The 26,350-nt window shown below is 73.0% G+C and carries 24 protein-coding genes; 7 read left to right on the forward strand and 17 right to left on the reverse strand.

The genetic code is table 11. The features are described 5' to 3' along the window. Positions 1–218 precede the first annotated feature (218 nt). The 7 genes from ABD973_RS04255 to ABD973_RS04285 form a co-directional block, all read right to left on the reverse strand. Positions 219–1,001, reverse strand: coding sequence for an ABC transporter ATP-binding protein (locus tag ABD973_RS04255; RefSeq protein WP_007267598.1), 783 nt, complete (start codon positions 999–1,001; stop codon positions 219–221). After that, positions 994–1,923, reverse strand: coding sequence for an ABC transporter permease (locus ABD973_RS04260; protein WP_125823162.1), 930 nt, complete (start codon positions 1,921–1,923; stop codon positions 994–996). Before ABD973_RS04260 ends, ABD973_RS04255 begins: the two co-directional genes overlap by 8 nt. A gap of 96 nt (positions 1,924–2,019) precedes the next feature. Continuing rightward, positions 2,020–2,892 (reverse strand): glycosyltransferase family 2 protein, encoded by an 873-nt coding sequence (locus tag ABD973_RS04265; RefSeq protein ID WP_125824254.1) that lies wholly within the window; start codon positions 2,890–2,892, stop codon positions 2,020–2,022. An 8-nt stretch (positions 2,893–2,900) separates the two neighbouring features. Beyond that, positions 2,901–3,680 (reverse strand): CDP-alcohol phosphatidyltransferase family protein, encoded by a 780-nt coding sequence (locus ABD973_RS04270; protein WP_125823161.1) that lies wholly within the window; start codon positions 3,678–3,680, stop codon positions 2,901–2,903. After that, entirely contained in the window at positions 3,658–4,719 is a 1,062-nt protein-coding gene (locus tag ABD973_RS04275) for an iron-containing alcohol dehydrogenase family protein (protein ID WP_125818570.1), read from the reverse strand. The genes ABD973_RS04270 and ABD973_RS04275 overlap by 23 nt, the downstream gene beginning before the upstream one ends. Continuing rightward, positions 4,707–5,459 (reverse strand): phosphocholine cytidylyltransferase family protein, encoded by a 753-nt coding sequence (locus tag ABD973_RS04280; protein WP_125823160.1) that lies wholly within the window; start codon positions 5,457–5,459, stop codon positions 4,707–4,709. Before ABD973_RS04280 ends, ABD973_RS04275 begins: the two co-directional genes overlap by 13 nt. Beyond that, entirely contained in the window at positions 5,456–7,231 is a 1,776-nt protein-coding gene (locus tag ABD973_RS04285) for a DUF5941 domain-containing protein (RefSeq protein ID WP_125823159.1), read from the reverse strand. The genes ABD973_RS04280 and ABD973_RS04285 overlap by 4 nt, the downstream gene beginning before the upstream one ends. A 447-nt stretch (positions 7,232–7,678) precedes the next feature. Here ABD973_RS04285 and ABD973_RS04290 point away from each other — a divergent pair, with 447 nt between their 5' ends. Both ABD973_RS04290 and idi read left to right on the forward strand, forming a co-directional pair. Next, positions 7,679–8,929, forward strand: a complete 1,251-nt coding sequence (locus ABD973_RS04290) for a bifunctional class I SAM-dependent methyltransferase/N-acetyltransferase (RefSeq protein WP_345504480.1) — start codon at positions 7,679–7,681, stop codon at positions 8,927–8,929. A 130-nt stretch (positions 8,930–9,059) separates the two neighbouring features. Further along, positions 9,060–9,662, forward strand: a complete 603-nt coding sequence (idi, locus tag ABD973_RS04295) for an isopentenyl-diphosphate Delta-isomerase (RefSeq protein WP_125602988.1) — start codon at positions 9,060–9,062, stop codon at positions 9,660–9,662. A 46-nt stretch (positions 9,663–9,708) separates the two neighbouring features. On the opposite strand, the gene ABD973_RS04300 is transcribed toward idi, so the two are convergent. Together ABD973_RS04300 and ABD973_RS04305 are read right to left on the reverse strand one after the other, a co-directional pair. Continuing rightward, entirely contained in the window at positions 9,709–10,203 is a 495-nt protein-coding gene (locus ABD973_RS04300; protein ID WP_241253618.1) for an ATP-binding protein, read from the reverse strand. Between the two features lie 130 nt (positions 10,204–10,333). Next, entirely contained in the window at positions 10,334–11,005 is a 672-nt protein-coding gene (locus ABD973_RS04305) for an HdeD family acid-resistance protein (RefSeq protein WP_125823158.1), read from the reverse strand. Positions 11,006–11,085: 80 nt separating this feature from the next. On the opposite strand from ABD973_RS04305, the gene ABD973_RS04310 reads away from it, so the two are divergent. Beyond that, positions 11,086–11,829, forward strand: coding sequence for an enoyl-CoA hydratase/isomerase family protein (locus ABD973_RS04310; RefSeq protein WP_345498564.1), 744 nt, complete (start codon positions 11,086–11,088; stop codon positions 11,827–11,829). On the opposite strand, the gene ABD973_RS04315 is transcribed toward ABD973_RS04310, so the two are convergent. Next, positions 11,822–12,451: a DJ-1/PfpI family protein gene (locus ABD973_RS04315; RefSeq protein WP_125823156.1), complete on the reverse strand. Its 630-nt coding sequence runs from the start codon at positions 12,449–12,451 to the stop codon at positions 11,822–11,824. The genes ABD973_RS04310 and ABD973_RS04315 overlap by 8 nt on opposite strands. A gap of 138 nt (positions 12,452–12,589) precedes the next feature. After that, a complete protein-coding gene (locus tag ABD973_RS04320; RefSeq protein WP_125823155.1) occupies positions 12,590–13,558 on the reverse strand; it encodes a GlxA family transcriptional regulator in 969 nt (322 codons plus the stop codon). 153 nt (positions 13,559–13,711) lie between these two features. Between ABD973_RS04320 and ABD973_RS04325 the strand changes: the two genes are divergently transcribed. Further along, positions 13,712–14,950 (forward strand): SLC13 family permease, encoded by a 1,239-nt coding sequence (locus tag ABD973_RS04325; RefSeq protein ID WP_125824252.1) that lies wholly within the window; start codon positions 13,712–13,714, stop codon positions 14,948–14,950. Between the two features lie 31 nt (positions 14,951–14,981). Further along, entirely contained in the window at positions 14,982–16,619 is a 1,638-nt protein-coding gene (locus ABD973_RS04330) for an ABC-F family ATP-binding cassette domain-containing protein (protein WP_125823154.1), read from the forward strand. A 96-nt stretch (positions 16,620–16,715) separates the two neighbouring features. On the opposite strand, the gene ABD973_RS04335 is transcribed toward ABD973_RS04330, so the two are convergent. The 5 genes from ABD973_RS04335 to ABD973_RS04355 form a co-directional block, all read right to left on the reverse strand. Further along, on the reverse strand, positions 16,716–16,964 hold the full coding sequence (locus ABD973_RS04335; RefSeq protein WP_125600674.1) for a hypothetical protein: 249 nt from the start codon (positions 16,962–16,964) through the stop codon (positions 16,716–16,718). 79 nt (positions 16,965–17,043) lie between these two features. Further along, entirely contained in the window at positions 17,044–17,826 is a 783-nt protein-coding gene (locus ABD973_RS04340) for an SDR family NAD(P)-dependent oxidoreductase (protein WP_345498569.1), read from the reverse strand. Positions 17,827–17,846: 20 nt separating this feature from the next. Further along, the gene (locus ABD973_RS04345) at positions 17,847–19,052 is read right to left on the reverse strand and encodes an MAB_1171c family putative transporter (RefSeq protein WP_125823152.1); all 1,206 of its coding nucleotides are present in this window, start codon (positions 19,050–19,052) and stop codon (positions 17,847–17,849) included. Then, positions 19,042–19,548, reverse strand: a complete 507-nt coding sequence (locus ABD973_RS04350) for a M78 family metallopeptidase domain-containing protein (protein ID WP_125600683.1) — start codon at positions 19,546–19,548, stop codon at positions 19,042–19,044. The genes ABD973_RS04345 and ABD973_RS04350 overlap by 11 nt, the downstream gene beginning before the upstream one ends. Positions 19,549–19,807: 259 nt before the next feature. Continuing rightward, the gene (locus ABD973_RS04355; RefSeq protein WP_345498572.1) at positions 19,808–22,249 is read right to left on the reverse strand and encodes a Tex family protein; all 2,442 of its coding nucleotides are present in this window, start codon (positions 22,247–22,249) and stop codon (positions 19,808–19,810) included. A gap of 517 nt (positions 22,250–22,766) precedes the next feature. Between ABD973_RS04355 and ABD973_RS04360 the strand changes: the two genes are divergently transcribed. Then, a complete protein-coding gene (locus ABD973_RS04360) occupies positions 22,767–24,269 on the forward strand; it encodes a M1 family metallopeptidase (RefSeq protein ID WP_125823150.1) in 1,503 nt (500 codons plus the stop codon). Positions 24,270–24,315: 46 nt separating this feature from the next. On the opposite strand, the gene ABD973_RS04365 is transcribed toward ABD973_RS04360, so the two are convergent. Continuing rightward, positions 24,316–25,206 carry an oxygenase MpaB family protein gene (locus ABD973_RS04365; RefSeq protein ID WP_125823149.1) on the reverse strand — a complete coding sequence of 297 codons (891 nt, stop codon included), beginning with the start codon at positions 25,204–25,206 and terminating at the stop codon, positions 24,316–24,318. 139 nt (positions 25,207–25,345) lie between these two features. On the opposite strand from ABD973_RS04365, the gene sph reads away from it, so the two are divergent. Next, a complete protein-coding gene (gene sph / locus ABD973_RS04370) occupies positions 25,346–26,344 on the forward strand; it encodes a sphingomyelin phosphodiesterase (protein ID WP_345498575.1) in 999 nt (332 codons plus the stop codon). Positions 26,345–26,350: the final 6 nt, after the last annotated feature.

The following is a 26,350-nucleotide window of genomic DNA, read 5'->3' on the forward strand; positions in this document are numbered from 1 at the left end:
CGGGGAATCGTCCACTCTTGGCGCGATTGAGAACTGGTCCAGCTTACGCTGTACAACGCCGCGGGGGCCTATCGGGTCTCCCCGCGCCCCGGAATGTCGGCCGCCGCCCCGGATCTCCCGCTCCGCCCGCCGGTCCGCCGGCGCCTCCCCCACGGCGAGGCCCCCACCGCGGGGAGCGGTGGGGGCCTCGGGGCCGGGGGCGGCGGCGGACCCTCGGGTCAGTGGCCGCTGGCCTTCTCGTACGCCGAGACCACTTCCTCGGTGGGGCCGTCCATCAGGAGCTCGCCCTTCTCCAGCCAGAGCACCCGGTCGCAGGTGTCGCGGATGGACTTGTTGTTGTGGCTCACCAGGAAGACCGTGCCGGCCTTCTCCCGCAGCTCGCGGATGCGGTTCTCGGAGCGCACCTGGAAGCTGCGGTCGCCGGTGGCGAGCGCCTCGTCGATCATCAGGACGTCGTGGTCCTTGGCGGCGGCGATCGAGAAGCGCAGGCGCGCGGCCATGCCGGAGGAGTAGGTGCGCATCGGCAGGGAGATGAAGTCGCCCTTCTCGTTGATCCCCGAGAAGTCGACGATGTCCTGGTAGCGCTCCTTGATCTGCTCGCGGCTCATGCCCATCGCGAGACCGCCGAGGACGACGTTGCGCTCACCGGTGAGGTCGTTCATCAGGGCGGCGTTGACGCCGAGCAGCGAGGGCTGGCCGTCCGTGTAGACCTTGCCGGACTCGCAGGGCAGCAGGCCCGCGATGGCGCGCAGCAGGGTCGACTTGCCGGAGCCGTTGGAGCCGATGAGGCCGATGGCCTCGCCGCGGTACGCGGTGAAGGAGACGCCCCGCACGGCGTGGACCCGGCGGACGCCCGGGGCGTCGCCCTTGCCCCGGCGGAGGATCTTGCTCAGCGCGGCGGTGGCGCTGCCCTTGCCGGAGCTGCCCGTGTTGACGCGGTACACGATGTGCACCTCGTCCGCGATGACGGTGGGGACGCGCCCCTGGGTGTTGTCAGCCACGGCCGTAACGCTCCTCAGCCTTCCAGAAGTACACGAAGCCGCCGGCGCCGATCACCACGGCCCAGCCGACCGCGAAGCCCCAGACGTGCGGCGGGAGGTTCTCCGCGCCGTAGCCGTCGATCATCGCGAAGCGGACCAGGTCCATGTAGATCGCGGCGGGGTTCCACTGGAGCACGTCCGCGATCCACGCCGGCCGGTCCTTCAGCATCTCGTTGATGGAGAACATGACGCCCGAGGCGTACATCCAGGTACGGGTGAGGAAGGGCATCAGCTGCGCCAGGTCGGGGGTCTTGGACCCCATGCGCGCGAAGACCAGCGCGAGCCCGGTGTTGAAGACGAACTGCAGCGCCAGCGTCGGGATCACCAGCAGCCACGACAGCCGCGGGTAGTTCCCGAAGGCCACGGCGACGACGACCACGACGATCATCGAGTACAGGAGCTGCTGGAGCTGCTGCATCGAGAACGAGATCGGCAGGGAGGCGCGCGGGAAGTGCAGCGCGCGCACCAGGCCGAGGTTGCCCGGGATCGCCCGGACGCCCGCCATCAGCGAGCTCTGGGTGAAGGTGAAGACGAAGATGCCCATCACCAGGAAGGGGATGTAGACCCCCTTCTCCATGCCCCGGCCCGCGTTCAGGATGAGGCCGAAGATCAGGTAGTACACCAGCGCGTTCAGCAGGGGGGTCGCCACCTGCCACACCTGGCCGAGCTTGGCCTGGCTGTACTGCGCCACCAGCTTGGCCCGCGAGAAGGCCATGATGAAGTGGCGCCTGCCCCACAGCTGCCGCACGTATCCGCCCAGGCTGGGCCGCGCGCCGCTGACGGACAGGCCGTACTTCCGGGCGAGCTCCGCGGGGCTGAGCCCGGCGTCGTCGGACGGCGGCTTGCTCGTGGCGAGGGCACCGTCGTGGGTTGTGTCACTCACAAGTTGGAACTTTCCGTCTTCTGGATGCGGCAGGAGGGGCATCGGGGGCTGGGACGCCGGACCCTTGATGGGCCCATGGTCCCAGACCCGAGCTTGTCAGATGACCGGCGGGCGGCCCAGCCGCGTCAGCCGCCAGACCGTGCGCCACCTCATGGGACGCCGGGGACCACAGGGGGTGGTCCAGCCCTCCTTGAACCCGCCGAACCAGGCCTTGAGCGCCGGCGCGGAGGGCCTGCGTACGAGCGTCAGCGCCAGCCAGACGCCCAGGTAGACCGGGACCAGCGGGGCGGGCAGGTTGCGGCGGGCGAGCCACACCCGGTTACGGGCCACCATACGGTGGTACACCGCGTGCCGGGAGGGGGCGGTGGCCGGGTGCAGCAGCACCATGTCCGCCCGGTAGTCGATCAGCCACCCCGCGTCGAGCGCCCGCCAGGCCAGGTCGGTCTCCTCGTGGGCGTAGAAGAACTCGCCGGGGAGCGTGCCGACCTGCTCGAACACCTTCGTGCGGACGGCGTTGGCGCCGCCCAGGAACGTGGTGACGCGGGAGGAGCGCATCGGGTCCGAGGCGCGCAGCCGGGGCACGTGGCGGCGCTGGGTGGTGCCGGTCTCGGGGTCGGCGATGCGGAAGCTGACGATCCCGAGCTTCGGGTCCTCGGCGAACGCCTGCCGGCACAGCTCGGCGGTGTCGGTGCGCTCCAGCAGCCCGTCGTCGTCGAGGAAGAGCAGGGCGTCGACGTCGGAGCCGCCGGGCCCGAAGGCCTCGATGCCGACGTTGCGGCCGCCGGGGATGCCCAGGTTCTCCGGGAGGGAGACGGTGCGCACGCCCTCGGGGAGCCCGGTGACCTCGACGCCCTGGCCGACGACGACCACCTCGACGGGGTCGCCCTCCTGGCGCGCGACCGAGTCGAGGAGCGCCTTCAGCTCGTCGGGGCGGTTGCCCATGGTGATGATCACGGCGCCCAGCCGCATCGGGGCCGTCACTTGAGCCTGCTGGAGGCCAGGACCGACACCAGGTGCAGCACGGTCTGGAGCAGCGCGATGCCGGCGAGCACGGCGACTCCGAGGCGGGTGAAGAACAGGTCTCCCCGGATCTGGTCGGCGACGGCCAGGACCAGGATCAGCAGGGACGCCTCGATGCCGAGGATCAGCCGGTGGAACTTGAGCGCGGCGGCCGCCCGGCGGGCGAGCGCCATGCCGGAGGAGCGGGGCTCGGCGGCGGACTCCTGCACCACGGGCTTGCCCGCCTGGTGCCGGGCCACGCCGACCAGGTCCGTCTCGGCCTTGATCAGGATGGCGCCGAGGGCGGCGAGGGTGCCCAGGAAGGCCCACAGCCAGTCGATGCGCCCGCCGCCCCACGGGTCGGCGGCGCGCAGGCCGAAGCCGACGAGGACGGCCGCGTCGCACAGGTAGGCGCCGACCCGGTCCAGGTAGACCCCGGAGAGCGAGTACTGCTTCTTCCAGCGGGCGACCTCGCCGTCGACGCAGTCGAGCAGCAGGTACAGCTGGACCGCGACCACGCCGAGGACGGCTCCGAGCACGCCCGGCACCAGCAGGGCCGGGGCGGCGAGGACGCCGGCGAGGGTCATCACGTAGGTCAGCTGGTTCGGCGTGACCTTGGTGGTGACCAGCAGCCGGGTGATGCGCAGGGAGACCTCGCGCATGTACAGGCGGCCGCCCCAGTGCTCGCCACTGCGCCGGTCCTTGACGCCCGGCGGGTGAACGACGGGCCGGAGTTCAGCTACGGATGGTCTGGGCATAGTCGGCGTAAGCGTCCCTGATCTCGGCTGCGGACAGGTTGAGGTGCTCCAGGACCGTGAAGCGTCCCGGGCGGGTCTGGGGGGCGTACTCGACGGCGGCGACGAACTCGTCCACGCTGAACCCGATCTCCTCGGGCAGTACCGGCAGGCCGTGGCGGCGCAGCACCTCCGTGAACAGCCCGGCCTGGTCGGCGGCCCCGCGCAGGTGCATGGCGAAGGCGGCGCCGATGCCGACCTGCTCGCCGTGGAGCGCGGAGCGCCCCGGGTAGAGCAGGTCGAAGGCGTGGCTGATCTCGTGGCAGGCCCCGGAGGAGGGGCGGCTGTCCCCGCTGATCGACATGGCGATGCCGGAGAGGACGAGGGCCTCGGAGAGCACGGTGAGGAACTCGTCGTCGCCGCATCCGCCGGGGTGGCGCAGCACCGACTCGCCGGCGGTACGGGCCATGGCGGCGGCCAGGCCGTCCACGGACTCGCCGGTGATCTTGTGCGAGAGCTCCCAGTCGGCGATGGCCGAGATGTTGGAGATGGCGTCGCCGACCCCGGCGCGGATGAAGCGGGTGGGGGCCTCGCGGATCACGTCGAGGTCGATCACCATCGCGATCGGGGTGGGGACGCCGTAGGAGCCCCGGCCGTTGTCGTTGTCCAGGATGGACACCGGCGAGCAGATGCCGTCGTGGGAGAGGTTGGTGGCGACGGCCACCATGGGCAGGCCGACCCGCGCCGCGGCGTACTTCGCCACGTCGATGATCTTCCCCCCGCCCAGCCCCACGACGGCGTCGTAGCGGCGGCCCTTTATGTCGTCGGCGAGCTTGACCGCCGAGTCGATGGTGCCGTCGACGACCGGGTACCAGTCGGCGAGCGGCAGGGCCGGCTCCAGACGGGCGCGCAGCGCCTGTCCGGAGCCCCCGCTGATCGCGATCGCCAGCCGGCCGGACGCGGAGATCCGCTGGTCGGCGAGGATGCCGTCCAGCTGGTCCATCGCCCCGCGGCTGATGTCGACGACGACCGGCGAGGGGATCAGCCGCGTCAGTACTGGCATGCGATCGTCCGGCCCTTGGCGAGGTCGTCGTGGTTGTCGATCTCGACCCACCTGACGTCACCGATGGGGGCGACGTCGATGGTGAAGCCGTCGTTGACGAGCTGCTGGTAGCCGTCCTCGTAGTAGAGGTCGGGGTCGCGCTCGAAGGTGGTCTTCAGCGCCTCGGCGAGCTGCTGGGCGGCCTCGGGCTCGATGAGGGTGACGCCGATGTACTCGCCGGTCGCGTCGGCGGGCTCCATCAGCTTGGTGATCTTCCGCACACCCTTGTCGCCGTCCACGACGACCTTCATCTCCTCGTCGGCCAGGTTCTTGACCGTGTCGAGGGCGAGGATGATCTTCTGGCCGTTGCCGCGGGCGGCGAGCAGGGTCTTCTCGACGGAGACGGGGTGGACGGTGTCGCCGTTGGCGAGGATCACGCCCCGCTTGAGGACGTCACGCGCGCACCACAGGGAGTAGGCGTTGTTCCACTCCTCGGCCTTGTCGTTGTCGATCAGCGTGATCTTGACGCCGTACTTGGCCTCCAGGGCCTCCCGGCGCTCGTAGACGGCCTCCTTGCGGTAGCCGACGACGATCGCGACCTCGGTCAGGCCGACCTCGGCGAAGTTGCCGAGGGTCAGGTCGAGGACGGTGAGGCTGTCCTCCCGGCCCTCCGGGCCGACGGGCACGAGGGCCTTGGGCAGGGTGTCGGTGTAGGGACGCAGGCGGCGTCCGGCACCGGCAGCGAGGACAAGGCCGATCATGCTGGTTCTCCTTCGTCATGTACGGCGGGTGCCCCGGAGGAGACCCAGAAGCGGATGCTCTCCACGAGCACCACGAGTGCCACGAACACGGCCATGGCCGTGAGCGCGACGGGGAACGCGTCGCGGGCGAGGACGGTGGCGAGGACCACGGTCAGCAGGACCCTGCCCTCGTGACCGCCGGTCGTCCGCACCAGCCAGTGCGGGGGAGCGCCCGAGCCGCCACGGATGCGGTAGACCGTGTCGTAGTGATGGTAGGCGACCGCCGCGACCAGTCCGAAAGCGGCCGGAAGGGCCCCGGGGACGTCGGCCTTGGCGGCGAGCGCGAGGACCGTCACGTACTCCCCGAACCGGAAGAGCGGCGGGATCAGCCAGTCGAGGGGGCCCTTGAGGGGCGCGGAGACCGCGGCGCCGGCGAAGAGCGCGTACGCGGCGGCGGTCCCGATCAGCCAGGGGTCCCCGAAGTCCCGGGTGAGCGCGGCGCCGGTCATCAGCACCGAGACGCCCAGGGCCAGCCAGGGTGCGGCGCGGTCCGGTCGCTTCGTGGGCCGGGGGTAGCCGGTCCAGGCCAGGACGCCCGAGTCGGCGAGGTCCGCGAGGGCCCGGGCGGCCCGGTCCGTCCGCTTCGCCTTGCGGGTCACCGAGCGCAGGACGCGTCCGGCGGTGGTGTACAGCGCGCCGAAGGCGCAGCCGACGAGCAGGGCGTAGAAGACGACGCGGGGGCTGGTGAAGGCGGTCAGCACGGCGATCATCGCCCAGCGCTCGCCGATCGGCAGGATGATCATCCGCCGGACCCAGACGGTCCAGCCGACGCTGTCGAGCCTGCCGGAGAGGGCCGCCGTGGGACTCGTGTTGGCGGTGGCGTCGTGGTTGGCCTCGTTGAACGAGAAGTCCACCACGTGCCGGCAGGTCATGAGGATCATCGAGCCCAGGGCGAGGGCCCAGACGTCGTCGCCGTTGCGGGCCGCGCCGAGCGCGAGGCCCGCGTAGAAGGAGTACTCCTTCGCACGGTCGAAGGTCGCGTCGAGCCAGGCGCCCATCGTCGAGTACTGCAGCGAGTAGCGGGCGAGCTGCCCGTCGGTGCAGTCCAGTACGAAGGAGACGAGCAGCAGCACGCCGGCGGTGACGTAGCCCCAGCGCTCCCCCGTGGCCGCGCAGCCGGCCGCGACCAGCGCGGTGATCAGCGAGGCGGTGGTGACCTGGTTCGGGGTCAGGCCGCGGCGCGCGCACCAGCGGGCGATGTAGCGCGAGTACGGGCTGATGAAGAAGGTGGTGAAGAAGCCGTCGCGGGACTTCACCGCGGTGCGCAGGCGTACGGCCTCGTCGTCCACGGCGGCCACGGCCGCGAGGGCCTCGGAACGCTCGGCCTCGCCCTCCGGCACGGCCGCGACCAGGCTGCCCAGCTCGGGCCGCTGGACGGTGGTCCCGGCGGCCTCCACGGCGGCGGCGAGCCGGTCCGCGTACGGTCCGGTGCCCGCCGGGGCCAGCGCGGCGGCCTTGTCGAGGGCCGCGCGGGCCCCCGCCTGGACGGCGAGGGCGCCGGTCACGGCACAGGCGTCGAAGCGCGGGTCGGTCAGGGCGAGGCGCAGCGCGTGCGGGTGCCCGACGAAGGCGCTGTCGACGACGGCCACCCGCTCCTGGGCCGGGATCCCGGCCAGGACGCCGGCGGTGTCTTCGGGACCGGCGGCCGGGCGGACGTCGAACCCGAGCGACCGGAGCTCGTCCTGGAGCGGTGATCCGGGTACCGGCGGGCCGGTGAGGATGACGGTCGGCAGACGAACTCACTCCTTGCGACGGACATTCCCGACGGCCGCTTGCCCGGGTGGGGGCGGTGGCAGCGCGTCGGCAGGGCTGTCGGCAGAGGCTATCGGATGAATGGAAGGCCCCATTCATCAGCTGTTCGGCCCGAAACGGGGCCGTTCGGGCCCGGATGTTAGGGTGGACGGCGGCGCACCCGGGTCACGGGGTGCGCGAAGGCGGGCCGAAGGGGCACCGCCGGCGGATCGAACGGGAAACGAGGTGGGTTGATGACCGTCGCAGTGGTCGCTGCCGTGCGCGGCGAACTCCGGTACATCCCCGTTTCCTTCCGGGCGTCCGGCCGGGTCTGATCCCACACCGGTAAGACCTCGTCGGCCGGAGCCCCCGTTCAAGGGTTCACGTTGACCGACAACACCGCTTCTTCCTCCGCTTCCGGCTCCGACGACGGCGTCTTCGCCGCCTTCATGGAGCTGCACCGCGGGCTGCCCCGGCAGTCCCCCGGTTCCGACGACTCCACGCGGCACCTGCTCTCCCTGTGCGGACCGCTGCTCGAGCGGCCCCGCGTCCTCGACCTGGGCTGCGGTCCGGGCCGCAGCGCCCTGCTGCTCGCCGCCGAGGCGGGCGGGGCGGGCCTCGCCGAGGTGACGGCCCTCGACCTCCACGAGCCCTTCCTCGACGAGCTGCGCGCCGCCGCCCGCGCGCGGGGCCTGGAGGGGCGCGTGCGCACGGTGCGCGCCGACATGGGCGCGCTGCCCTCCGAGGGGTTCGAGGACGGCTCCTTCGACCTCGTCTGGGCGGAGGGTTCCGCCTACATCCTCGGCTTCGACCGGGCGCTCGCCGAGTGGAAGCGCCTGCTGGCACCGGGCGGGCGGCTCGTGCTGAGCGAGTGCGAGTGGACCGCCGAGGAACCCTCGGCCGGGGCCCGGGCCTTCTGGGACCCGCAGTACCCGCTGCGCTCCGCCGCCCGCAACACCGCGGCCGTCCAGGCCGCCGGGTACCGGGTGCTCGGCACCCTGCTGCAGCCCGACTCCGACTGGGCCGAGTACTACGGCCCGCTCGGCGAGCGGGTCCGGGCGGCCGTGCCCGCCTCCGCCGCGCAGGAGGCCGCGCTGGGATACGTACGCGAGGAGCTCGCCGTACGGGAACGGCACGGGCACGAGTACGGGTACACGGGCTACGTGCTGGCACCGGTGACCGCCGGGGACGGGGGCCGCTGGCGGACCCGCCCGGAGGCTCCGGCCGACGCGGCGGCCGTACGGGCCGTCAACCTGGCGGCCTTCGGTACTCCGCTCGAGGCCGATCTCGTGGACGCGCTGCGCGCCGACGCCGAGGCCTGGCTGCCTGGGCTCTCGTACGTGGCCGAGGGCCCGGACGGTGAGGTGGCCGCGCACGCGCTGCTGACCCGCTGCCGGGTGGGCGGGGTGCCCGCGCTGGCCCTCGCGCCGGTGGCCGCCGATCCCGCCGTCCAGCGCTCGGGCGCCGGGAGCGCCGTCGTACGGGCGCTGCTCGCGGCCGCGCGGGAGGCCGGGGAGGCGCTGGTGCTGGTCCTCGGGCACCCCTCGTACTATCCGCGGTTCGGTTTCGCGCCGGCGTCGCGGTTCGGGATCGGTGCGCCCTTCGAGGTGCCCGACGGGGCGATGATGGCCCTGGTGCTGGACGATTCCGTTCCGGTGCCGGCGGGCACGATCTCCTACCCGGCCGCCTTCGGCGTCTGATCCCCTGCCGGACCTCCGCCCCCCGCCGCTTACCACGCGGCGGGGGGCGGACGTGCGCGGATTGCCGAAGTGGGGACAAGCCTCTTTTGTACGGCAGACTGAAGGCCGAAGTCCGAAGCGAAGGATGGGTATGCCGACCACACCAGCCACCGACGCCACCAGCAGCGCGTCCACCGGCACCGGAGCTCAAGAACCGATCATGCTCGAACTGGTCGACGAGTCCGGCAACACCATCGGCACGGCGGAGAAGCTCTCCGCGCACCGGGCACCGGGCCTGCTGCACCGGGCGTTCTCCGTGTTCCTCTTCGACCAGCAGGGCCGGCTGCTGCTCCAGCAGCGCGCCCTCGGGAAGTACCACTCCCCCGGCGTCTGGTCGAACACCTGCTGCGGCCACCCCTACCCCGGGGAGTCGCCGTTCGCGGCCGCTGCCCGGCGCACCCACGAGGAGCTCGGGCTCTCGCCCTCCCTGCTCGCGGAGGCGGGTACGGTCCGCTACAACCACCCGGACCCGGATTCGGGCCTGGTCGAGCAGGAGTACAACCACCTGTTCGTGGGACTGGCCCGGCCGGTGCTGGACCCGGATCCGGAGGAGGTCGGCGACACCGCCTTCGTCACGGCCGAGGAGCTGGCGAAGCGGCACGCGGAGCAGCCGTTCTCCGCCTGGTTCATGACGGTGCTCGACGCGGCGCGCCCCGCGATCCGCGAGCTGACCGGCGACGCGGCCGGCTGGTAGCCGCTGCGCCGTCCGGGGCGGACGTCCGGGACGGCCGCCCCGGACGTCAGATCCCGGGGGCCGGGGCGGTGAGCGGCAGTGCCGCCCAGATCACCTTGCCGCCCGACGCGGTGTGCTCGACGTCGCACACCCCGCCGGCCTCCCGGGTGACCTCCCGGACCAGCAGCAGGCCCCGGCCGCCGGTCTGGCCGAAGTCGGCCTCCAGCGCCTTGGGCCGGTACGGGTGGTTGTCCTCGACGGCCACCCGTACCCACTCCCGGCCCACCGCCACCTCGACGGCGACTTCCGGGGAGAGCAGGGCCGCGTGCCGGACCGAGTTCGTCACCAGTTCGGAGACGATCAGCAGCAGGGAGTACACGAGGTCCTGCTGGGCCGGCACCCCCTGGCGGCCGAGCAGGTCGCGAACCGCGCGGCGGGCCTGCGGAACGGATTCTTCAACCGCGGGCGCGGTGAAGCGCCACACTCCCTCGTAAGCGAGGGGGTCGGCCGGGGCCGACACCTCACCTCCCCGGGCCGGCGGGATGCTCCCGCTGTCGTCCATCTTCCGGCCCCCGTCTTCGCGCTCGATCGTCTCCACGTGTCAAGAGTGGGGAAAACACTGGTCCGGACCGCGCCGCTGACCAGAAGTCAGCGTCAATCGGACGCTTTCTGACCACTGGTTTATGACAGAGTCAGTTGTTGCGCTGTTCCTGATCCGGTGCAAGCCGGTTCCCGGCCGCCTCCCCCGTCCCGCCCATCGCGCCCGGCGCGGCCCCCGCGTCATCGTCCCTGACCAGACCGAGGATCCGGCGGCCGCCAAGGCCCAGCGCCATCAGGCTCAATCCGTCGAACAGCAGGGCGAGCGAGAAGAACGTTCCGATCACGTACAGGCTGTTGCCGGGCCAGTTGGACAGGATCAGGATGCCCAGCAGCAGCCCGAAGGCGCCCTGGACCAGGGCGATCCCGAAGTTCGTGCCGCGCACCACCAGGGCGCCGACGAGGCGGAACACCCCGGCGGTGAGGAAGAGCAGGGCCGCGAACATGGTCAGGGCCTCGGCGCTCGCCTCCGGGCGGCGCAGGATCACGACGCCAGCGGCCAGGTTGACGGCCGCGACGATGACGGCGAGCCAGAAGTAGCTGGTCCCCCGCGACTGCACGGCGTGCACGAGACCGACGACGCCGCCGATGAGCAGCAGCCAGCCGAAGAGGAACATCGAGGTCAGGGCGGCCACGTTCGTGTAGACCAGGCCCACCAGCCCGGCCAGGACGAGGATCACCCCGAGCAGGGTCATCAGCCCGAAGCCGCGCTTCAGCTTCTTCTTCTCCCGCTGCCGCGAGTCCGGGTCACTGCGGTCGGCGCCCATGGGCGTGCCACCTCCTCGGCACCCCCCGGAGTCGGACTCCCTTGATCATAGGATCGGCTGCCCGGGATAGCATCCCGCGCATGGACGCAGCCCTCCACCACACGGTCGGCGACGGGGTCGCCACCGTCGTCATCTCGCACCCGGCCAAGCGGAACGCCATGACCGCCTCCATGTGGCGGGAGCTTCCGGAGCTGCTGGAACTGCTCGCCGAGGACGACGCCGTACGGGTGCTCGTGCTGACCGGGGCCGGTACGACCTTCTGCGCCGGGGCCGACATCTCCTCGCTCACCGGCAAGGAAGACCCGCAGGCCCTGGCCGTGGCCGCCGAGGAGGCCCTCGCGGCCTTCCCGAAGCCGACGCTGGCCGCGATCCGCGGGTTCTGCGTCGGCGGCGGCAGCCAGCTGGCGGCGGCGTGCGACCTGCGCTTCGCGGAGGAGGGCGCGTCCTTCGGGGTGACCCCGGCGAAGCTGGGCATCGTCTACCCGGCCTCCTCCACCCGCCGGCTGGCCTCGGTGGTCGGCCCCGCGTGGGCCAAGTACCTGCTGTTCTCCGCCGAGTTGATCGGGGCGGAGACGGCCCTGCGGGCCGGGTTCCTGAACGAGCTGCTGCCGGCGGGCGGCCTGGAGGAGCGGGTGGCCGCCTTCGCCCGGACCCTGACCACCCGCTCGCGGCTGACGCAGGCCGCCGCCAAGGAGTTCGCGGACGGCCGCACCGACCGGGACGCGTACTGGGCGGCCCAGGCCGCCGCGAGCGGCGACACCGCGGAGGGTGTCGCCGCGTTCCTGGAACGGCGGCCCCCCGCCTTCGGCTGGCCTTCTAGCTGAGCGGGTTGGCGGCGCGCATCCGGGCGACGAGCTCGGCCGGCGCCTTCTGCGGGGAACCCGCGTCGTACGGCGGCTGCGGGTCGTACTCGCACAGCAGCTGCACGGCCTGCGCGTACTCGTCCCCGGAGATCCGGCCGAGCAGCCCGAGGCCCATGTCGATGCCGGAGGACACCCCGGCGGCGGTGACGTACTTGCCGTCGAAGACCACCCGCTCGCCCGTCGGCTCGGCGCCGAAGGGGACCAGCCTGTCGAGGTAGAGCCAGTGGCTGGTGGCCCGCCGCCCCTCGAGCAGGCCGGCGGCCGCGAGGAGCAGCGAACCCGTGCAGACGGAGGTGGTCCAGGTGGTCGTGGCGTCCACGGCCCTCAGCCAGTCGAGCACGGCCGGGTTCTTCATCTCCGCCTCGGGGTGCGGGCCGCCGGGCACGATGACGATGTCCGGCCGGGTCACCTCGTCGAGCGCCTTGTCGGCGACGAGCCCCAGCACCCCGTTGTCCGTCCGCACGGGACCGGGGCGCTCCGCGACGAACACGGTCTCGGCGTCGGGGATCCGGCTGAGGGTCTCGTAGGGCCCGACGGCGTCGAGCGCGGTGAAACGGTCGTAGAGCAGTACGGCGATCTGCATGGCTCCTCCGGAGCGGTAGGCCGCCCCGTTCGCGGGGCGGAAACATGTGTGTGTACCGGGCGCCGGTTCAACGCCCGCGACGCGCCCGGCGGCACGCCCTCCTCCCCGGCCCGCCGCACGGGCGGTGCGGGGACCGCGTCAGGGAAGGGGCTTGCGGCCGAAGCGGCGGCGGTATTCGGCCGGGGGCTGGCCCAGGGTTTTGACGAAGGCCCGGCGCAGGGCCTCCGGGGTGCCGTAGCCGCACGAGCGGGCGATCTGCGCGATGCCCTCCCCGCCCTCCTCCAGCAGCCGCCGCGCGTGTTCCACCCGCACCCGCTCCACGTACCGCCCCGGGGTGACCCCCGTCTCCGCCTGGAAGGCCCGCGCGAAGTGCCTGGGCGACAGCGCCGCCCGGGCCGCCAGGGCCTCCACGCCCAGGTCGCCGTCCGGGTGCTCGGCGATCCACTGCTGGACGTCCCGCAGCGGCTCCCGCCGGGCCGTCTGCGCCGCCAGCTGCGCGCTGAACTGCGCCTGGTTCCCGGGGCGGCGCAGGAACACCACCAGGTGCCGGGCGATCACCAGCGCCGCGTCCCGCCCCAGGTCCTCCTCCACCAGGGCCAGCGCGAGGTCGATCCCGGCGGTGACCCCGGCCGAGGTGGCGACGGGCCCGTCCCGGACGTAGATGGGGTCCGGCTCCACCGACACCAGCGGGTAGTCCCGGGCCATCCGCTCGCACACCGACCAGTGCGACGTGGCCCGCCGCCCGTCCAGCAGCCCGGCCTCGGCCAGCAGCAGTCCCCCGGTGCAGACCGACACCAGCCGGCCCGCGCGACCCCCGTACGCGCGCAGCCAGCGGGTGAGCCTCGGTTCGAAGTCGGCCGTGTAGCGCCCGCCCGGCACCAGGAGGGTGGTCCGCGGACCGGGGCGGGCATCCTCCAGAGCGCCGTCCGGCAGCAGGGTCAGCCCGCTGCTGGTGCGCACCGCGGCGCCGCCGAGGGAGACGGTGCGGATGGCGTACCCCTCCTCCCCCGGGAGACGGCCTGCTCCGTCGAAGACCTCGACGGGGCCGGTGACGTCCAGGCTCTGCACCCCGTCGTAGAGGACGACGAGCACGTTTCGCGGTGACATGGCTCCATCCTGTGACCGCGGACGGGATGGCCGCAATGACGGGTACCCCACCTATCCGGACACGGGCGGGGAAAGCGGCGGAGGGTGCGATCCTGGGGCGGTCCCCACCGCGCCGTCCGGAGTACCGTCCTGAACACCGTCCTCGCCGAGTCCCTGTCCGTCGCCCTGCTGCTCGCCGTGCTGGCCTTCGCCGTGCTGCGCCCGCGCGGTCTCCCCGAGGCGGCGGCCGCCGTGCCGGCCGCCGGGCTGCTCGTCGCCCTGGGGGTGGTGTCGCCGGCCGACGCCTGGGAGCAGACGCGCGAGCTGCTGCCGGTGGTGGGGTTCCTGGCCGTGATCCTGGCCCTCGCCCAGCTGTGCGCGGACGAGGGGCTGTTCCGGGCCGCCGGGGCGGCCGTGGCCCGGCGCGCGGCCGGGCGGGGGGCGGCGGGGCTGCTGGGCGGGGTGTTCCTGGTGGCCTCGGCGGTCACCGCCTCGCTGAGCCTGGACGCCACGGTGGTGCTGCTGACACCGGTGGTACTGGCGACGTCGGCCCGGCTGGGCGCCCGGCCCCGCCCGCACGTGTACGCCACCGCGCACCTGGCCAACTCGGCCTCGCTGCTGCTGCCGGTGTCGAACCTGACGAACCTGCTGGCCTTCGCCGCGAGCGGGCTCACCTTCACCCGGTTCGCGGCGCTGATGGCGGCGCCCTGGGCGGTCGCCATCGCCGTGGAGTACGCGGTGTTCCGCCGCTTCTTCCGGGCGGACCTCGCCGCCCCGCCCGAGCACGTGCCCGAGGCGGCCGAGCCGGCGCCCGTGCCGCGGTTCGCCCTCGTCGTGCTGCTGCTGACCCTGGCGGGCTTCGCGGTGGCCTCCTTCGCGGAGGCCAGTCCCGCCTGGGCCGCGCTGGCCGGTGCGGTGGTGCTGGGCGTACGGGCCCTGCGGCGCCGCGAGACCACCCCGCGGCGGCTGGCGGCCTCCACCGCGCCGGCGTTCTGCCTGTTCGTGCTGGCGCTGGGGGTGGTGGTACGGGCCGTGGTGGGCCACGGGCTCGGCGACGGGCTGGAGTGGCTGCTGCCCGACGGGGACTCGCTCCCCGCGCTCCTGGCGGTGGCCGGGGTGGCCGCCGTCCTCGCCAACCTGATCAACAACCTGCCCGCGGTGCTCGCGCTGCTGCCGCTGGCCGCCCCCGGCGGGCCGGGGGTGGTGCTGGCCGTGCTGATCGGCGTGAACATCGGCCCGAACCTCACGTACGTCGGCTCCCTGGCCACCCTGCTGTGGCGGCGGCTGCTGCACGCGCACGGCGAGGACGTCCGGCTGGGCGACTTCACCCGGCTCGGGCTGCTGACCACGCCGGTGACCGTCGCGGCGGCGGTGACGGCCCTGTGGGCGGGCCTGCGGCTGATCGGCGGGTAGGGCGGCGGCGCGCCGATAGGATCGGGGCATCATGACTGCAACCCTCGTCGCCAAGAACCTCACCGCCGCGCACGGTGAGCGCACGCTCTTCGCCGGTCTCGACCTCGTCGTCGCGCCCGGCGACGTCATCGGCCTCGTCGGCGTCAACGGCGCCGGGAAGTCGACCCTGCTGCGCCTGCTCGCCGGGCTGGACACCCCCGAGACCGGGGAGCTTCGGCTCTCCCCGCCCGGGGCGGCCATCGGCCACCTCCCGCAGGAGCCCGAGCGCCGCGAGGGCGAGTCGGTGCGCGAGTTCCTGGCCCGCCGGACCGGCGTGGCCGCCGCGCAGGCGGCGCTGGACGAGGCCACGCAGGGGCTGGTGGACGGCACCCCGGGCGCCGACGACGCGTACGCCGACACCCTCGACCGCTGGCTGAACCTCGGCGGCGCCGACCTCGACGAACGCGCCCAGGAGGTCGCCGACGAGCTGGGTCTGGCCGTGAGCCTGGACCTGCCGATGTCGGCCCTGTCCGGCGGCCAGGCCGCCCGGGCGGGCCTGGCCTCCCTCCTCCTGTCCCGCTACGACGTGTTCCTCCTCGACGAGCCCACCAACGACCTCGACCTGGCGGGCCTGGAGCGCCTGGAGCGGTTCGTGACGGGACTCCGCGCCGGTACGGTGGTCATCAGCCACGACCGCGAGTTCCTGACGCGGACGGTCACCAAGGTCCTCGAACTGGACCTGGCGCAGCAGCAGATCAACCTCTACGGCGGCGGCTACGAGTCGTACCTGGAGGAGCGCGCGCGGGCCCGCAGCCACGCCCGCGAGGACTTCGAGGAGTACGCGGACAAGAAGGCCGCGCTCGAAGGCCGGGCGCAGATGCAGCGCAACTGGATGGACAAGGGCGTGCGCAACGCCCGCCGCAAGTCCACCGACAACGACAAGATCGGCAAGGCGCTGCGCGGCGAGTCCAGCGAGAAGCAGGCCGCCAAGGCCCGCCAGACGCAGCGGGCGATCGAGCGCCTGGAGGTCGTGGAGGAGCCCCGCAAGGAGTGGGAACTGCGCATGGAGATCGCGGCGGCCCCGCGCTCCGGCTCGGTGGTCGCCACCCTGCGCGAGGCGGCGGTCAAGCGCGGCGGCTTCTCCTTCGGCCCGGCGAGCCTGCAGATCGACTGGGCGGACCGGGTGGCGATCACCGGGGCCAACGGCGCCGGCAAGTCCACCCTGCTCGCGGTCCTGCTGGGCCGGCTGGCCCCCGACTCCGGCTCGGCCGTCCTCGGCTCGGGCGTCCTGGTCGGCGAGGTCGACCAGGCGCGCGGCCTGTTCCTCGGCGAGGAGTCGCTGCTGGAGGCGTTCTGCGCGGCCGTTCCGGACACCGAGCCGGCCGAGGTGCGCACGCTGCTGGCCAAGTTCGGCCTGAAGGCGGCGCACGTGCTGCGCCCGGCGGCGAGCCTGTCCCCCGGCGAGCGCACCCGGGCCGCCCTGGCGCTGCTCCAGGGGCGCGGGGTGAACCTGCTGGTGCTGGACGAGCCGACGAACCACCTGGACCTGCCGGCGATCGAGCAGCTGGAGTCGGCCCTGGAGTCCTACGAGGGCACGCTGCTGCTGGTCACGCACGACCGTCGGATGCTGGACGCGGTGCACGTGACGCGGCGCCTCGAGGTCGTCGCCGGCAAGGTCACCGAACTCTGACGTCACCGGGCTCGGACGTCACCCGGCACGGGCGCAACCGGGCGCCCCGGGGCCCCGGCCCGCGCGTTGCGCGCGGCCGGAGCCCGGGCCGGGGGTCTAGAACTCGTCCGGGCCCTTGCCGTGGGTGCGGTGTTTACGGGGCTCGGCCGGGTCCTGCTCGGGGGCCCCGGGGCGGTCGAGGCGGCTCGCCTCGTCGGTGTCCTCGCGCCGGACGGGCGCGGGCTCCGGCTCCGGCCTGGATTCCGGGGCGGAGCGCTGGCGCTCGGCGCGCGGCTTGCGGTGCTGCTGCCGTCCTGCGTCATCGTGGTGGAGCGGGACGCCTCCGGCGCCGCCTTGCTCGTCCATGACGGATCCTCCTCGCCCCCGGGTCGCTGTCCCCCTCGCCAGGCTGCTGCCCGGAGCGCCTTCCCGCAAACCGGCCCGCTCAGGCGGGGCGGCCGGCCGGGGGTCGCCGGTCGCGGGCCATCCTGCGGGCCACGAAGGCGCGCGGCAGGTGCCGGACCGCGAAGGCGTACGCCTGGTAGTGGCGGCCCGTGACGCTGATCGGGCGGCGTCGGGCGAGGTCGCGCAGGGCCTTGGCCACCACGGCCTCCGGCTCCAGCCACACCGCGTCGCGCAGGGCGCTGACGTCCATTCCGGCGCGTTCCTGGAACTCGGTACGGGTGAAGCCGGGGACGACCGCGAGCACGCGGACCCCGTAGGGCTCCATGTCGATCCGGAGGGATTCGCTGAAGGCGGTGATCCAGGCCTTCGCCGCCCCGTAGGTGCCGGTCGGGAGGAGGCCGGCGACGGAGGAGACGTTGAGGACGGCGCCCCGGCGGCGTTCGCGCAGGCCCGGCAGGAGGGCGTGGGTGAGCCGGAGCGGGACCTTCACGAGGAGGTCGAGCATCCGCTCCTCGTCCTCCACGGGGTTGTACGGGTAGGGCGCGGGCAGGCCGAACCCGGCGTTGTTGACGAGGACGTCGACGGGCCGGGCGGTGTCGGCGAGCCGGTCGGCGACGGCGGCGAGGGCCAAGGGGTCGAGCAGGTCGGCGGGCAGCACCTCGCAGGTGCTGCCGTCGGTCCGGGCCAGCTCGGCGGCCAGGGCCTCCAGGCGGTCCTTGTCCCGGGCCACGAGGACCAGGTCGCAGCCCTTGGCGGCGAAGGCCCGCGCGAAGGCGGCGCCGAGGCCGGCGCTGGCCCCGGTGATCAGTACGGTGGTGGGCACGTGGGCTCGCTCTCGGGTGTTCAGGCGGTTCGGGTGGCGGGGGTGAAGGCGGCGGCCGTGGGCGAGGCCCAGGCCTGGGCGACGTCCACCAGGAACCTGGCCTCGTCCTCCAGGTCCCCGTCCTCGGCGGAGGCCCGCATCACGGCCGGGAGGTCCAGCGCGGGGGCCCGTGGCGGCTGTCCGGGCGATCCGGGCAGTCCGGCGAGCTTCGCCCGCCGGGCCTCCTTCAGTACGCAGGCCAGCGCGGCGGCGGTGCGCCGCTGCTCGGGGACGCCCGTACCGGCGACATGGCCGCGGGCGAGTTCGGGGACGCCCGGGGTGACGTACTCCCCCAGGATCAGGATCGCGTCGCGGGTCTCGATGACCTTGCGGTAGACGAGCAGGTTGCGCGGCACAGGCGGCCAGAGCAGTTCTAGCAGCCGCCCGGTGCGGGGTTCGGTGAGGACCACGTACGGGACCGCGTGGACCAGGTCCCGCCACAGCGGCCACAGCCGCCAGGCGGTGGCGGTGTCGGCGAGGGTGCGGCGCAGCGCGAACACGGTGGGCACGAGGATCGCGGCGGCCCGCAGCAGGCCGTGCAGGCTCATCATCAGCGGCAGGGCGGGCAGTGCCCAGGTGCTGCCGAAGAGGGCCTTGAGCAGGTAGGCGAACCAGAACGCCCAGGCAAACGCGGTGCCCAGGCCGAACAGCCGCAGTCCCAGGGCGAGCGCGCGGCTTTCCGAGCGGCGGCCGTAGCGCCAGCAGACGAAGACGCAGATGGTGTTGGCGATCAGGTGGGCGGAGATGAGGACGAGCCAGTACGCGAGGGAGGGCACGGGCGTCCCGGCGGTCGGGATGGTGTGCGTGCCGTGCTCGGGGGCGCCCGCGTCCAGGGTGATGAGGACGGCGAACCAGAGCACCGTGCCCGCCCAGGAGGCGAGTTGGAGCCTGCGTCCGCGGGTGGCGGCGGCGACGAAGTAGAGCACGGCACCGGCCGACAGGACGCCGATGAGGTTGCGGACGAGACCGACGGTGTGGGCGTACGAGGGCTCGCGGCTCATGGCGTACGTGACGACGGCGGGCAGGTTGAGGGTCATCGCGGCGGCCGCGGTGGCGACGGCCAGCCACAGTCCGCGCTGCTCCGGGGAGCGCAGCGCGCCGGGGGCGCGGATCAGCACGGCTATCCACAGGCAGACCACACCGGGGACGGCGAGCCAGTCCCCGGCGGCGGCGAGCTCAGCTGCCATCGCGGTGGCCCCGTGCGCAGCCCATGGCTGACTCCAGCCGGGCCAGGGCTCCCCGGGGGGCCGCGCCGCGGCGGGGGTGGCCGGCGGTGGAGGTGCGGATGCGGATCATGCTCGCGAGCATCTCCGCCTCCTTCTCCTGGCGGGTGGTGTAGTTGGTGCGGCCGCGGACGACGGGGGCCCGGCCGTCGTTCTCCTCGCCCTCCAGGGAGTGGTGGCCGAAGAGGATGTGCCCGAGTTCGTGGAGCACGATGTGCTCCCGGTGCAGGGGGGTGGTGTGGGCCTCGTAGAAGACGTAGTCGACGGTGTCGGTGCCGACCCACAGCCCGCAGACGCCGGATTCGGCGGCCTCCCTGGGCAGCGGGTGGAGCCGGATGGGGCGGCCGCGCCGGTCGGCCATGTGCGCGCAGAGGCCCGCCAGGGAGAACGGGGTCGTCAGGTCCAGGCGACCGAGAATGGTCTCGCAGCGTTTGCGCAGGCTGAGGTCCCGGTAGGGCATGTTTTCCCTCTTCGGACCCTTTCTCGGGCAGCGGCGGTAGGCGTGGGGGGTGGGCATCGGCATGGCGTCCTGTGCCTTGGGGCGGCCTCGGAGGTGCGCCCCCCGAGGGGAAAGGGGGAACGCCCGTCCGCGCGCGCGAACGGGCGTTCCGCCATCCCTACCGATCTTCCCGGGGAGTTGGCAAGGAAGTTCCCCTGGCGGGGGTGGCTATTCGGCCACCCCTGCCGAAGGCTCCTCCGGGCCGTGGACCCGGGTGCCGCTAGCGGCGGCCGCGGCCCTCCTCGGGGCCGCTGAGACCGGCCCGGCGGAGGGCGTCGGCCATGGCGCTGTTGGCCGGGGCGGGGCCGGAGCGCTGCCCTGCCCCGCCCTGGCCGCCCTGTCCGCCCGCGCCCTGGCGCCGGCCGTCGCCGCCGCGCCGGCCCTGGCCCTGGCCACCGCCGCGCTGCTGCGGGGGCCGGCCGCCACCGCGGCGGTCGCCCTGCCTCTCGTCCCGCTGGCGGGGGGCGCCGGCACCGCGCTCGGCGCCCGCCTCGTCCTCCAGGCGCAGGGTGAGGGAGATCCGTTTGCGCGGGATGTCCACGTCCATGACCTTGACCCGGACGATGTCGCCCGGCTTCACCACGTCGCGCGGGTCCTTGACGAAGGTCTTCGACAGGGCCGACACGTGTGCGAGTCCGTCCTGGTGGACGCCGATGTCGATGAAGGCGCCGAAGGCGGCGACGTTGGTGACCACGCCCTCCAGGATCATGCCGGGCGCCAGGTCGCCGATCTTCTCGACGCCCTCCTTGAAGGTGGCCGTCCTGAACGCGGGGCGCGGGTCGCGGCCGGGCTTCTCCAGCTCGCGCAGGATGTCGGTGACCGTGGGCAGGCCGAAGGCCTCGGTGACGAACTGCTCGGGCCGCAGGGAGGAGAGCACGGAGGTGTTGCCGATCAGCGCCGCCACCTCGGTGCCCGCCTGCTTGCCCATGGCCCGGACCACGGGGTAGGCCTCGGGGTGCACGCTGGAGAAGTCCAGCGGGTCGTCCCCGCCGCGGATCCGCAGGAAGCCGGCGCACTGCTCGTACGCCTTCGGGCCCAGGCGGGCCACGTCCTTGAGGCCCTTGCGGCTGCGGAAGGGGCCGTTGGCGTCGCGGTGGGCGACGATGTTCTCGGCGAGGGTGCCGCTGATGCCCGACACCCGGGAGAGCAGCGGGGCGGAGGCGGTGTTGACGTCCACGCCGACGCCGTTCACGCAGTCCTCGACGACCGCGTCGAGCGAGCGGGACAGCTTCAGCTCGGACAGGTCGTGCTGGTACTGGCCGACGCCGATGGACTTCGGGTCGATCTTGACCAGTTCGGCGAGGGGGTCCTGGAGGCGGCGGGCGATCGAGACCGCGCCGCGCAGGGACACGTCCATGTCCGGGAGTTCCTGCGAGGCGAAGGCCGAGGCGGAGTACACGGAGGCGCCGGCCTCCGAGACCATCACCTTGGTGAGCTTCAGCTCGGGGTGGCGGGTGATGAGGTCCCCGGCGAGCTTGTCCGTCTCGCGGGAGGCGGTGCCGTTGCCGATGGCGACCAGCTCGACGGAGTGCTGCGCGGCGAGGCGGGCCAGCTTGGCGATGGACTCGTCCCACTTGTTGGCCGGGACGTGCGGGTGGATCACGTCGGTGGCGACGACCTTGCCGGTCGCGTCGACGACGGCCACCTTGACGCCGGTGCGGAAGCCCGGGTCCAGGCCGAGCGTGGCACGGGTGCCGGCGGGGGCGGCGAGCAGCAGGTCGCGCAGGTTGGCGGCGAAGACCCGGACGGCCTCGTCCTCGGCGGCGGCGCGCAGCCGGGTCCGCAGGTCGATGCCGAGGTGCACCTGGATCTTGGTGCGCCAGGCCCAGCGGACGGTGTCGGCGAGCCACTTGTCGCCGGGGCGGCCGCGGTCGGCGATGCCGAAGCGGCGGGCGATGACGCCCTCGTACGTGGAGGGGCCGGGGGTGTCGGAAGGCTCCTCGGGCTCCAGGTCCAGGGAGAGGACGTCCTCCTTCTCGCCGCGCAGCATGGCCAGGACGCGGTGCGAGGGGAGGGCGGTGAAGGGCTCGGCGAAGTCGAAGTAGTCGGAGAACTTGGCGCCCGCCTCCTCCTTGCCCTCGCGGACCTTCGCGGCGAGCCGGCCGCGGCCCCACATGCGCTCGCGGAGGTCGCCGATCAGGTCGGCGTCCTCGGCGAACTTCTCGGTGAGGATGGCGCGGGCGCCCTCCAGCGCGGCGGCCGGGTCGGCGACGCCCTTGCCGGCGTCGACGTACGCGGCCGCGGCCGTGGCGGGTTCGGCGGAGGGGTCGGCGAGCAGGCCCTCGGCGAGGGGCTCCAGGCCGGCCTCGCGGGCGATCTGGGCCTTGGTGCGGCGCTTGGGCTTGAAGGGGAGGTAGATGTCCTCCAGCCGGGCCTTGGTGTCGGCCGCGGCGATCCGGGCCTCCAGCTCCGCGTCGAGCTTGCCCTGCTCGCGCACGGAGTCGAGGATCGCGGAGCGGCGGTCCTCCAGCTCGCGCAGGTACCGCAGCCGCTCCTCCAGGGTGCGCAGCTGGGCGTCGTCGAGCATCTCGGTCGCTTCCTTGCGGTAGCGCGCGATGAACGGCACGGTGGAGCCGCCGTCGAGCAGCTCGACGGCGGCCTTGACCTGCCGTTCCCGTACGCCGAGCTCCTCGGCGATCCTGCCTTCGATGGACATGGTCACTGTGCGGTCCCGCCTGCCTTCGTGCGTTTGCGTGGAAGGCTGTCAATTGTGGCAGGTGCCGCCGGTGGACCGCGGGAGCCCCTCGGCCCTGTCCCCCGAGGTCGCGCCCTAGCGGCTCGGTGCAAGAGCGCCGATCGGGCCACTCTGCGTCCTGCGCGGCCGGCGGTGGTCCGCCGCCGCCGGGGCGGCCGGAAATCGCCCTGACGCGGCGTGCGAGCCGCCACACCCAGGGGGTGGGCGGCGTACGTGTGTCCGAATATCGCCCCTCATCTGACGCGCGGTCACCACGCGCACCCGCCCGGCCGCACCCGGAATCCGGCCCGCCGCGCGCCCCGTACGGGCACGAAAGCGCACGTCAGACGCCCCTCCCGGCCGTCGCCACGGCCCCGGATCATGACGGCCGAATGGCGATCGTGTGACAGCAGGAGCCATGGACATGACCTGAGGCGCCACGGGTGAATACGGTCGAACGACGAGACCTTGACCGATCTGTCTCCCCTACCCCTTGGAGCTCTTCGTGCACCGCAAAGTCATCGCCCCGAGCGTCCTGGCCGCCTCACTCCTGCTGGTGATCCCGGCATCGGCGGCCAGCGCGGGTCCCGGCGCCCCGGGTATCGGCGACACCTACTACCCGGCCAGCGGGAACGGCGGCTATGACGTCTCCCACTACGACCTGCGGCTCCAGTACCAGCCGAAGACCGACCTGCTGGAGGGCACGGCCACCCTCCTGGCGACCGCCAAGCAGGACCTGTCCCGCTTCAACCTCGACTTCGGCCTCAAGGTCAGCGAGGTCCGGGTCAACGGTGCCAAGGCGAAGTTCGCGACCTCGGGCGCGCACGAGCTCGAAGTGACCCCGGCGCAGCCGCTCCAGAAGGACCGTCAGGCCACGGTCGTCGTCAAGTACGCGGGCAAGCCCTCCGAGTTCAAGGTCGACGGCTGGTCGGCCTGGCAGCGCACCCCGGACGGCGGCGTGGCGGCGCAGGAGCCGGACGCGGCGGCCTGGTGGTTCCCGAGCAACGACCACCCCCTCGACAAGGCCACCTTCGACGTGTCCGTCAACGTCCCGGACGGCACCCAGGCCATCAGCAACGGCGTGCTCCAGTCGCAGAGTTCGAAGCTCGGCTGGACCCGTTACAACTGGCGGTCCAACAAGCCGCAGGCCACCTACCTGGCGACCCTCGCGATCGGCAAGTTCGACATCACCACCGACAAGACGGCGAACGGCCTGCCGATCCTGAACGCGTACAGCAAGGACCTCGGCGACAACGCGGGCTCGGCGCGCGCGAGCGTCGAGCGGACCGGCGAGGTCGCGGAGTGGCTGGAGGGCGTCTTCGGCCCGTACCCCTTCAACGCGCTCGGCGGCTACGTCCCGAACGTCCCCAGCGGCTTCGCCCTGGAGACCCAGACCCGGCCCTTCTACAGCCCGCGCCAGTTCGCGAACGGCGCCAACGTCTCCGTCGTCGTCCACGAGCTGGCCCACCAGTGGTACGGGGACAGCGTGTCCGTCGACAACTGGAAGGACATCTGGGTCAACGAGGGCTTCGCCCGCTACAGCCAGTGGCTCTGGTCGGAGAAGGAGGGCGAGGGCACCGCGCAGGAGCTCGCCGACTGGGCGTACGCCTCCCGCCCGGCCGAGGACCCGTTCTGGCAGGTCAAGCCCGGCGACCCGGGCCCGGACAACCAGTTCCACGGCGCCGTGTACGACCGCGGTGCGATCGCGATCCAGGCGCTGCGCAACGAGGTCGGCGACGAGAAGTTCTTCCAGATCCTCAAGGGCTGGCCGACCGAGCGGGCCTACGGCAACGCCAAGGTCGGGGACTTCGTCCGGTACGCGGAGAAGATCTCGAACAAGCCCCTCGCCCAGCTCTTCGAGACCTGGCTGTACACCCCGGGCAAGCCGGCCTTCGCCCCGCCGGCCGCCAAGTCCGGCGCCCGCACCCTCCAGTCCCCGGCCAAGCCGGCCGCGGAGCCCAAGTCCTGGAAGAAGATCGCCGCGACGAACACCGTCCACGAGCACTGATCCACGCGCACGGACGCGCCCACGCCGATCCGCGCGCCGGCACCCGTCAGCGGGTGCCGGCGCGCCACCGCGCCCGCGCCGCCCGGGCCCGCGGCAGGTAGCGCAGCCGCTCCGGCAGCACCGGTACGAGGAGCCGTACGGCCGTACTGAACCGCCGGAGCCGGCGCTCCTGCGCGGGGGTCCACTCCAGACCGATGGCGGCCCGGGCGTCGGGCGGCATGTACCCGACGGTGACGAAGGCCCGGAAGCGCAGGTAGCCGGCGCGCAGGGCCGGCCAGGTGAGCCGCAGCAGCAGCCGCAGCACCGGGGAGCCCACCTCGGGGCGGGGCAGGTCCGCGTCGGTGGCGACCAGTTCGCGGGCCACCTTCGTGGGCTCGATCTCCTCGGCCAGCATCCGCCGGTAGTAGGGCCAGAACTCCTCGACGGTCTGCGGCATGTCCCGGTCGCGCAGCCCCAGGATCCGCCCCACCCGCAGCCACTCCGCGTACAGCTGCCGCTCGTGGGCGGGGGTGATGGGCCGGAACAGGTAGCGCCCCGCGTACAGCGCGACGGGGAATCCGGTGGCGTGCACCCAGGCGTAGCAGGCCGGGTCCAGGGAGTGGTAGCGCCGGCCCCGGGTGTCCGTACCCCGGATCTCCTTGTGCAGCCGGCGCACCCGGCGCCCTTCCGCGACGGCCTCCGCCCCGCCGTACACCCACAGCATCACGGAGCGCAGCGAGCGCTCGCCCCGGCCCCAGGGGTCGGTGCGGAAGACGGAGTACTGGTCGACGCCGGCACCGACGGCCGGGTGGGCCACCTGCATGGTGAAGGCGGCGGGCAGGGTCAGCAGGGACCGCACGTCCCCGGCGGTCGACCACAGCACCCCACCGGGCGGCGGCGGCTCGGGATCGAGCCCCCTGCCGGCTCTGACGGGTGCTATGTGATCCATGTCGTCCATGGGACCAATTATGCGAGCGCGAGAAGTCTTCGCCCCGGACAGAAAGTCTTGTCACGGGTGTTACCCAGAGGTAACCGCGGCTGCTTGGATTGCGGCGTCGATCTTCCCCGCAGGAACCACCGGACTGACGGAGACCCCCATGCCGCAGATCACGCACCGCCGCGCCCGCGCCGCCGCCACGGCCGTGGCCGCGACCGCCGCCGCAGCCCTCGCCCTCACCGCCGCGCCCGCCGCCACGGCCGCCGAGGACTCCGCCGCCCCGCGGCTGAGCGTCCTGACCTACAACGTGTTCCTGATGAGCAAGAGCCTGTACCCGAACTGGGGCCAGGACCACCGCGCCGCCGAGATCCCCCGGGCCTCCTTCTTCCAGGGCCACGACGTGGTGGTGCTCCAGGAGGCCTTCGACAACGGCGCCTCCGACGCCCTCCAGGCCAACGCCTCGGCGCAGTACCCGTACCAGACCCCGGTGGTGGGCCGCAGCAAGAGCGGCTGGGACGCCACGGGCGGCTCGTACTCCACCACGACCCCGGAGGACGGCGGCGTCACGATCCTCAGCAAGTGGCCGATCCTGCGCAAGGAGCAGGTGGTCTACAAGGACGCCTGCGGCGCGGACTGGTGGTCGAACAAGGGCTTCGCCTACGTCGTCCTGAACGTCAACGGCACCAGGGTCCACGTCGTCGGCACCCACGCCCAGTCCACCGACCCGGGCTGCGGCGCGGGCGAGGCGGCGCAGATGCGCAGCCGCCAGTTCAAGAACATAGACGCGTTCCTCGACGCCAAGAACATCCCGGCGAACGAGCAGGTCATCGTCGCGGGCGACATGAACGTCGACTCCCGCACCCCGGAGTACGCCTCGATGCTCGCGGACGCCGACCTCGCCGGCGCCGACACCCGCACGGGACACCCGTACTCCTTCGACACGGCGCAGAACTCGATCGCCAACTACCGCTACCCCACGGACCCCCGCGAGGACCTCGACTACGTCCTGTACCGCAAGGGCAACGCCCGCCCGGCGGGCTGGGAGAACAACGTGGTCAAGGAGCAGTCGACCCCCTGGACGGTCTCCAGCTGGGGCAAGTCATACACGTACTCCAACCTCTCCGACCATTATCCTGTAACGGGGTACGCGGCCCCGTAGGTTCAG

The sequence above is a fragment of the Streptomyces racemochromogenes genome, from assembly GCF_039535215.1.
Classification (GTDB): domain Bacteria; phylum Actinomycetota; class Actinomycetes; order Streptomycetales; family Streptomycetaceae; genus Streptomyces; species Streptomyces racemochromogenes.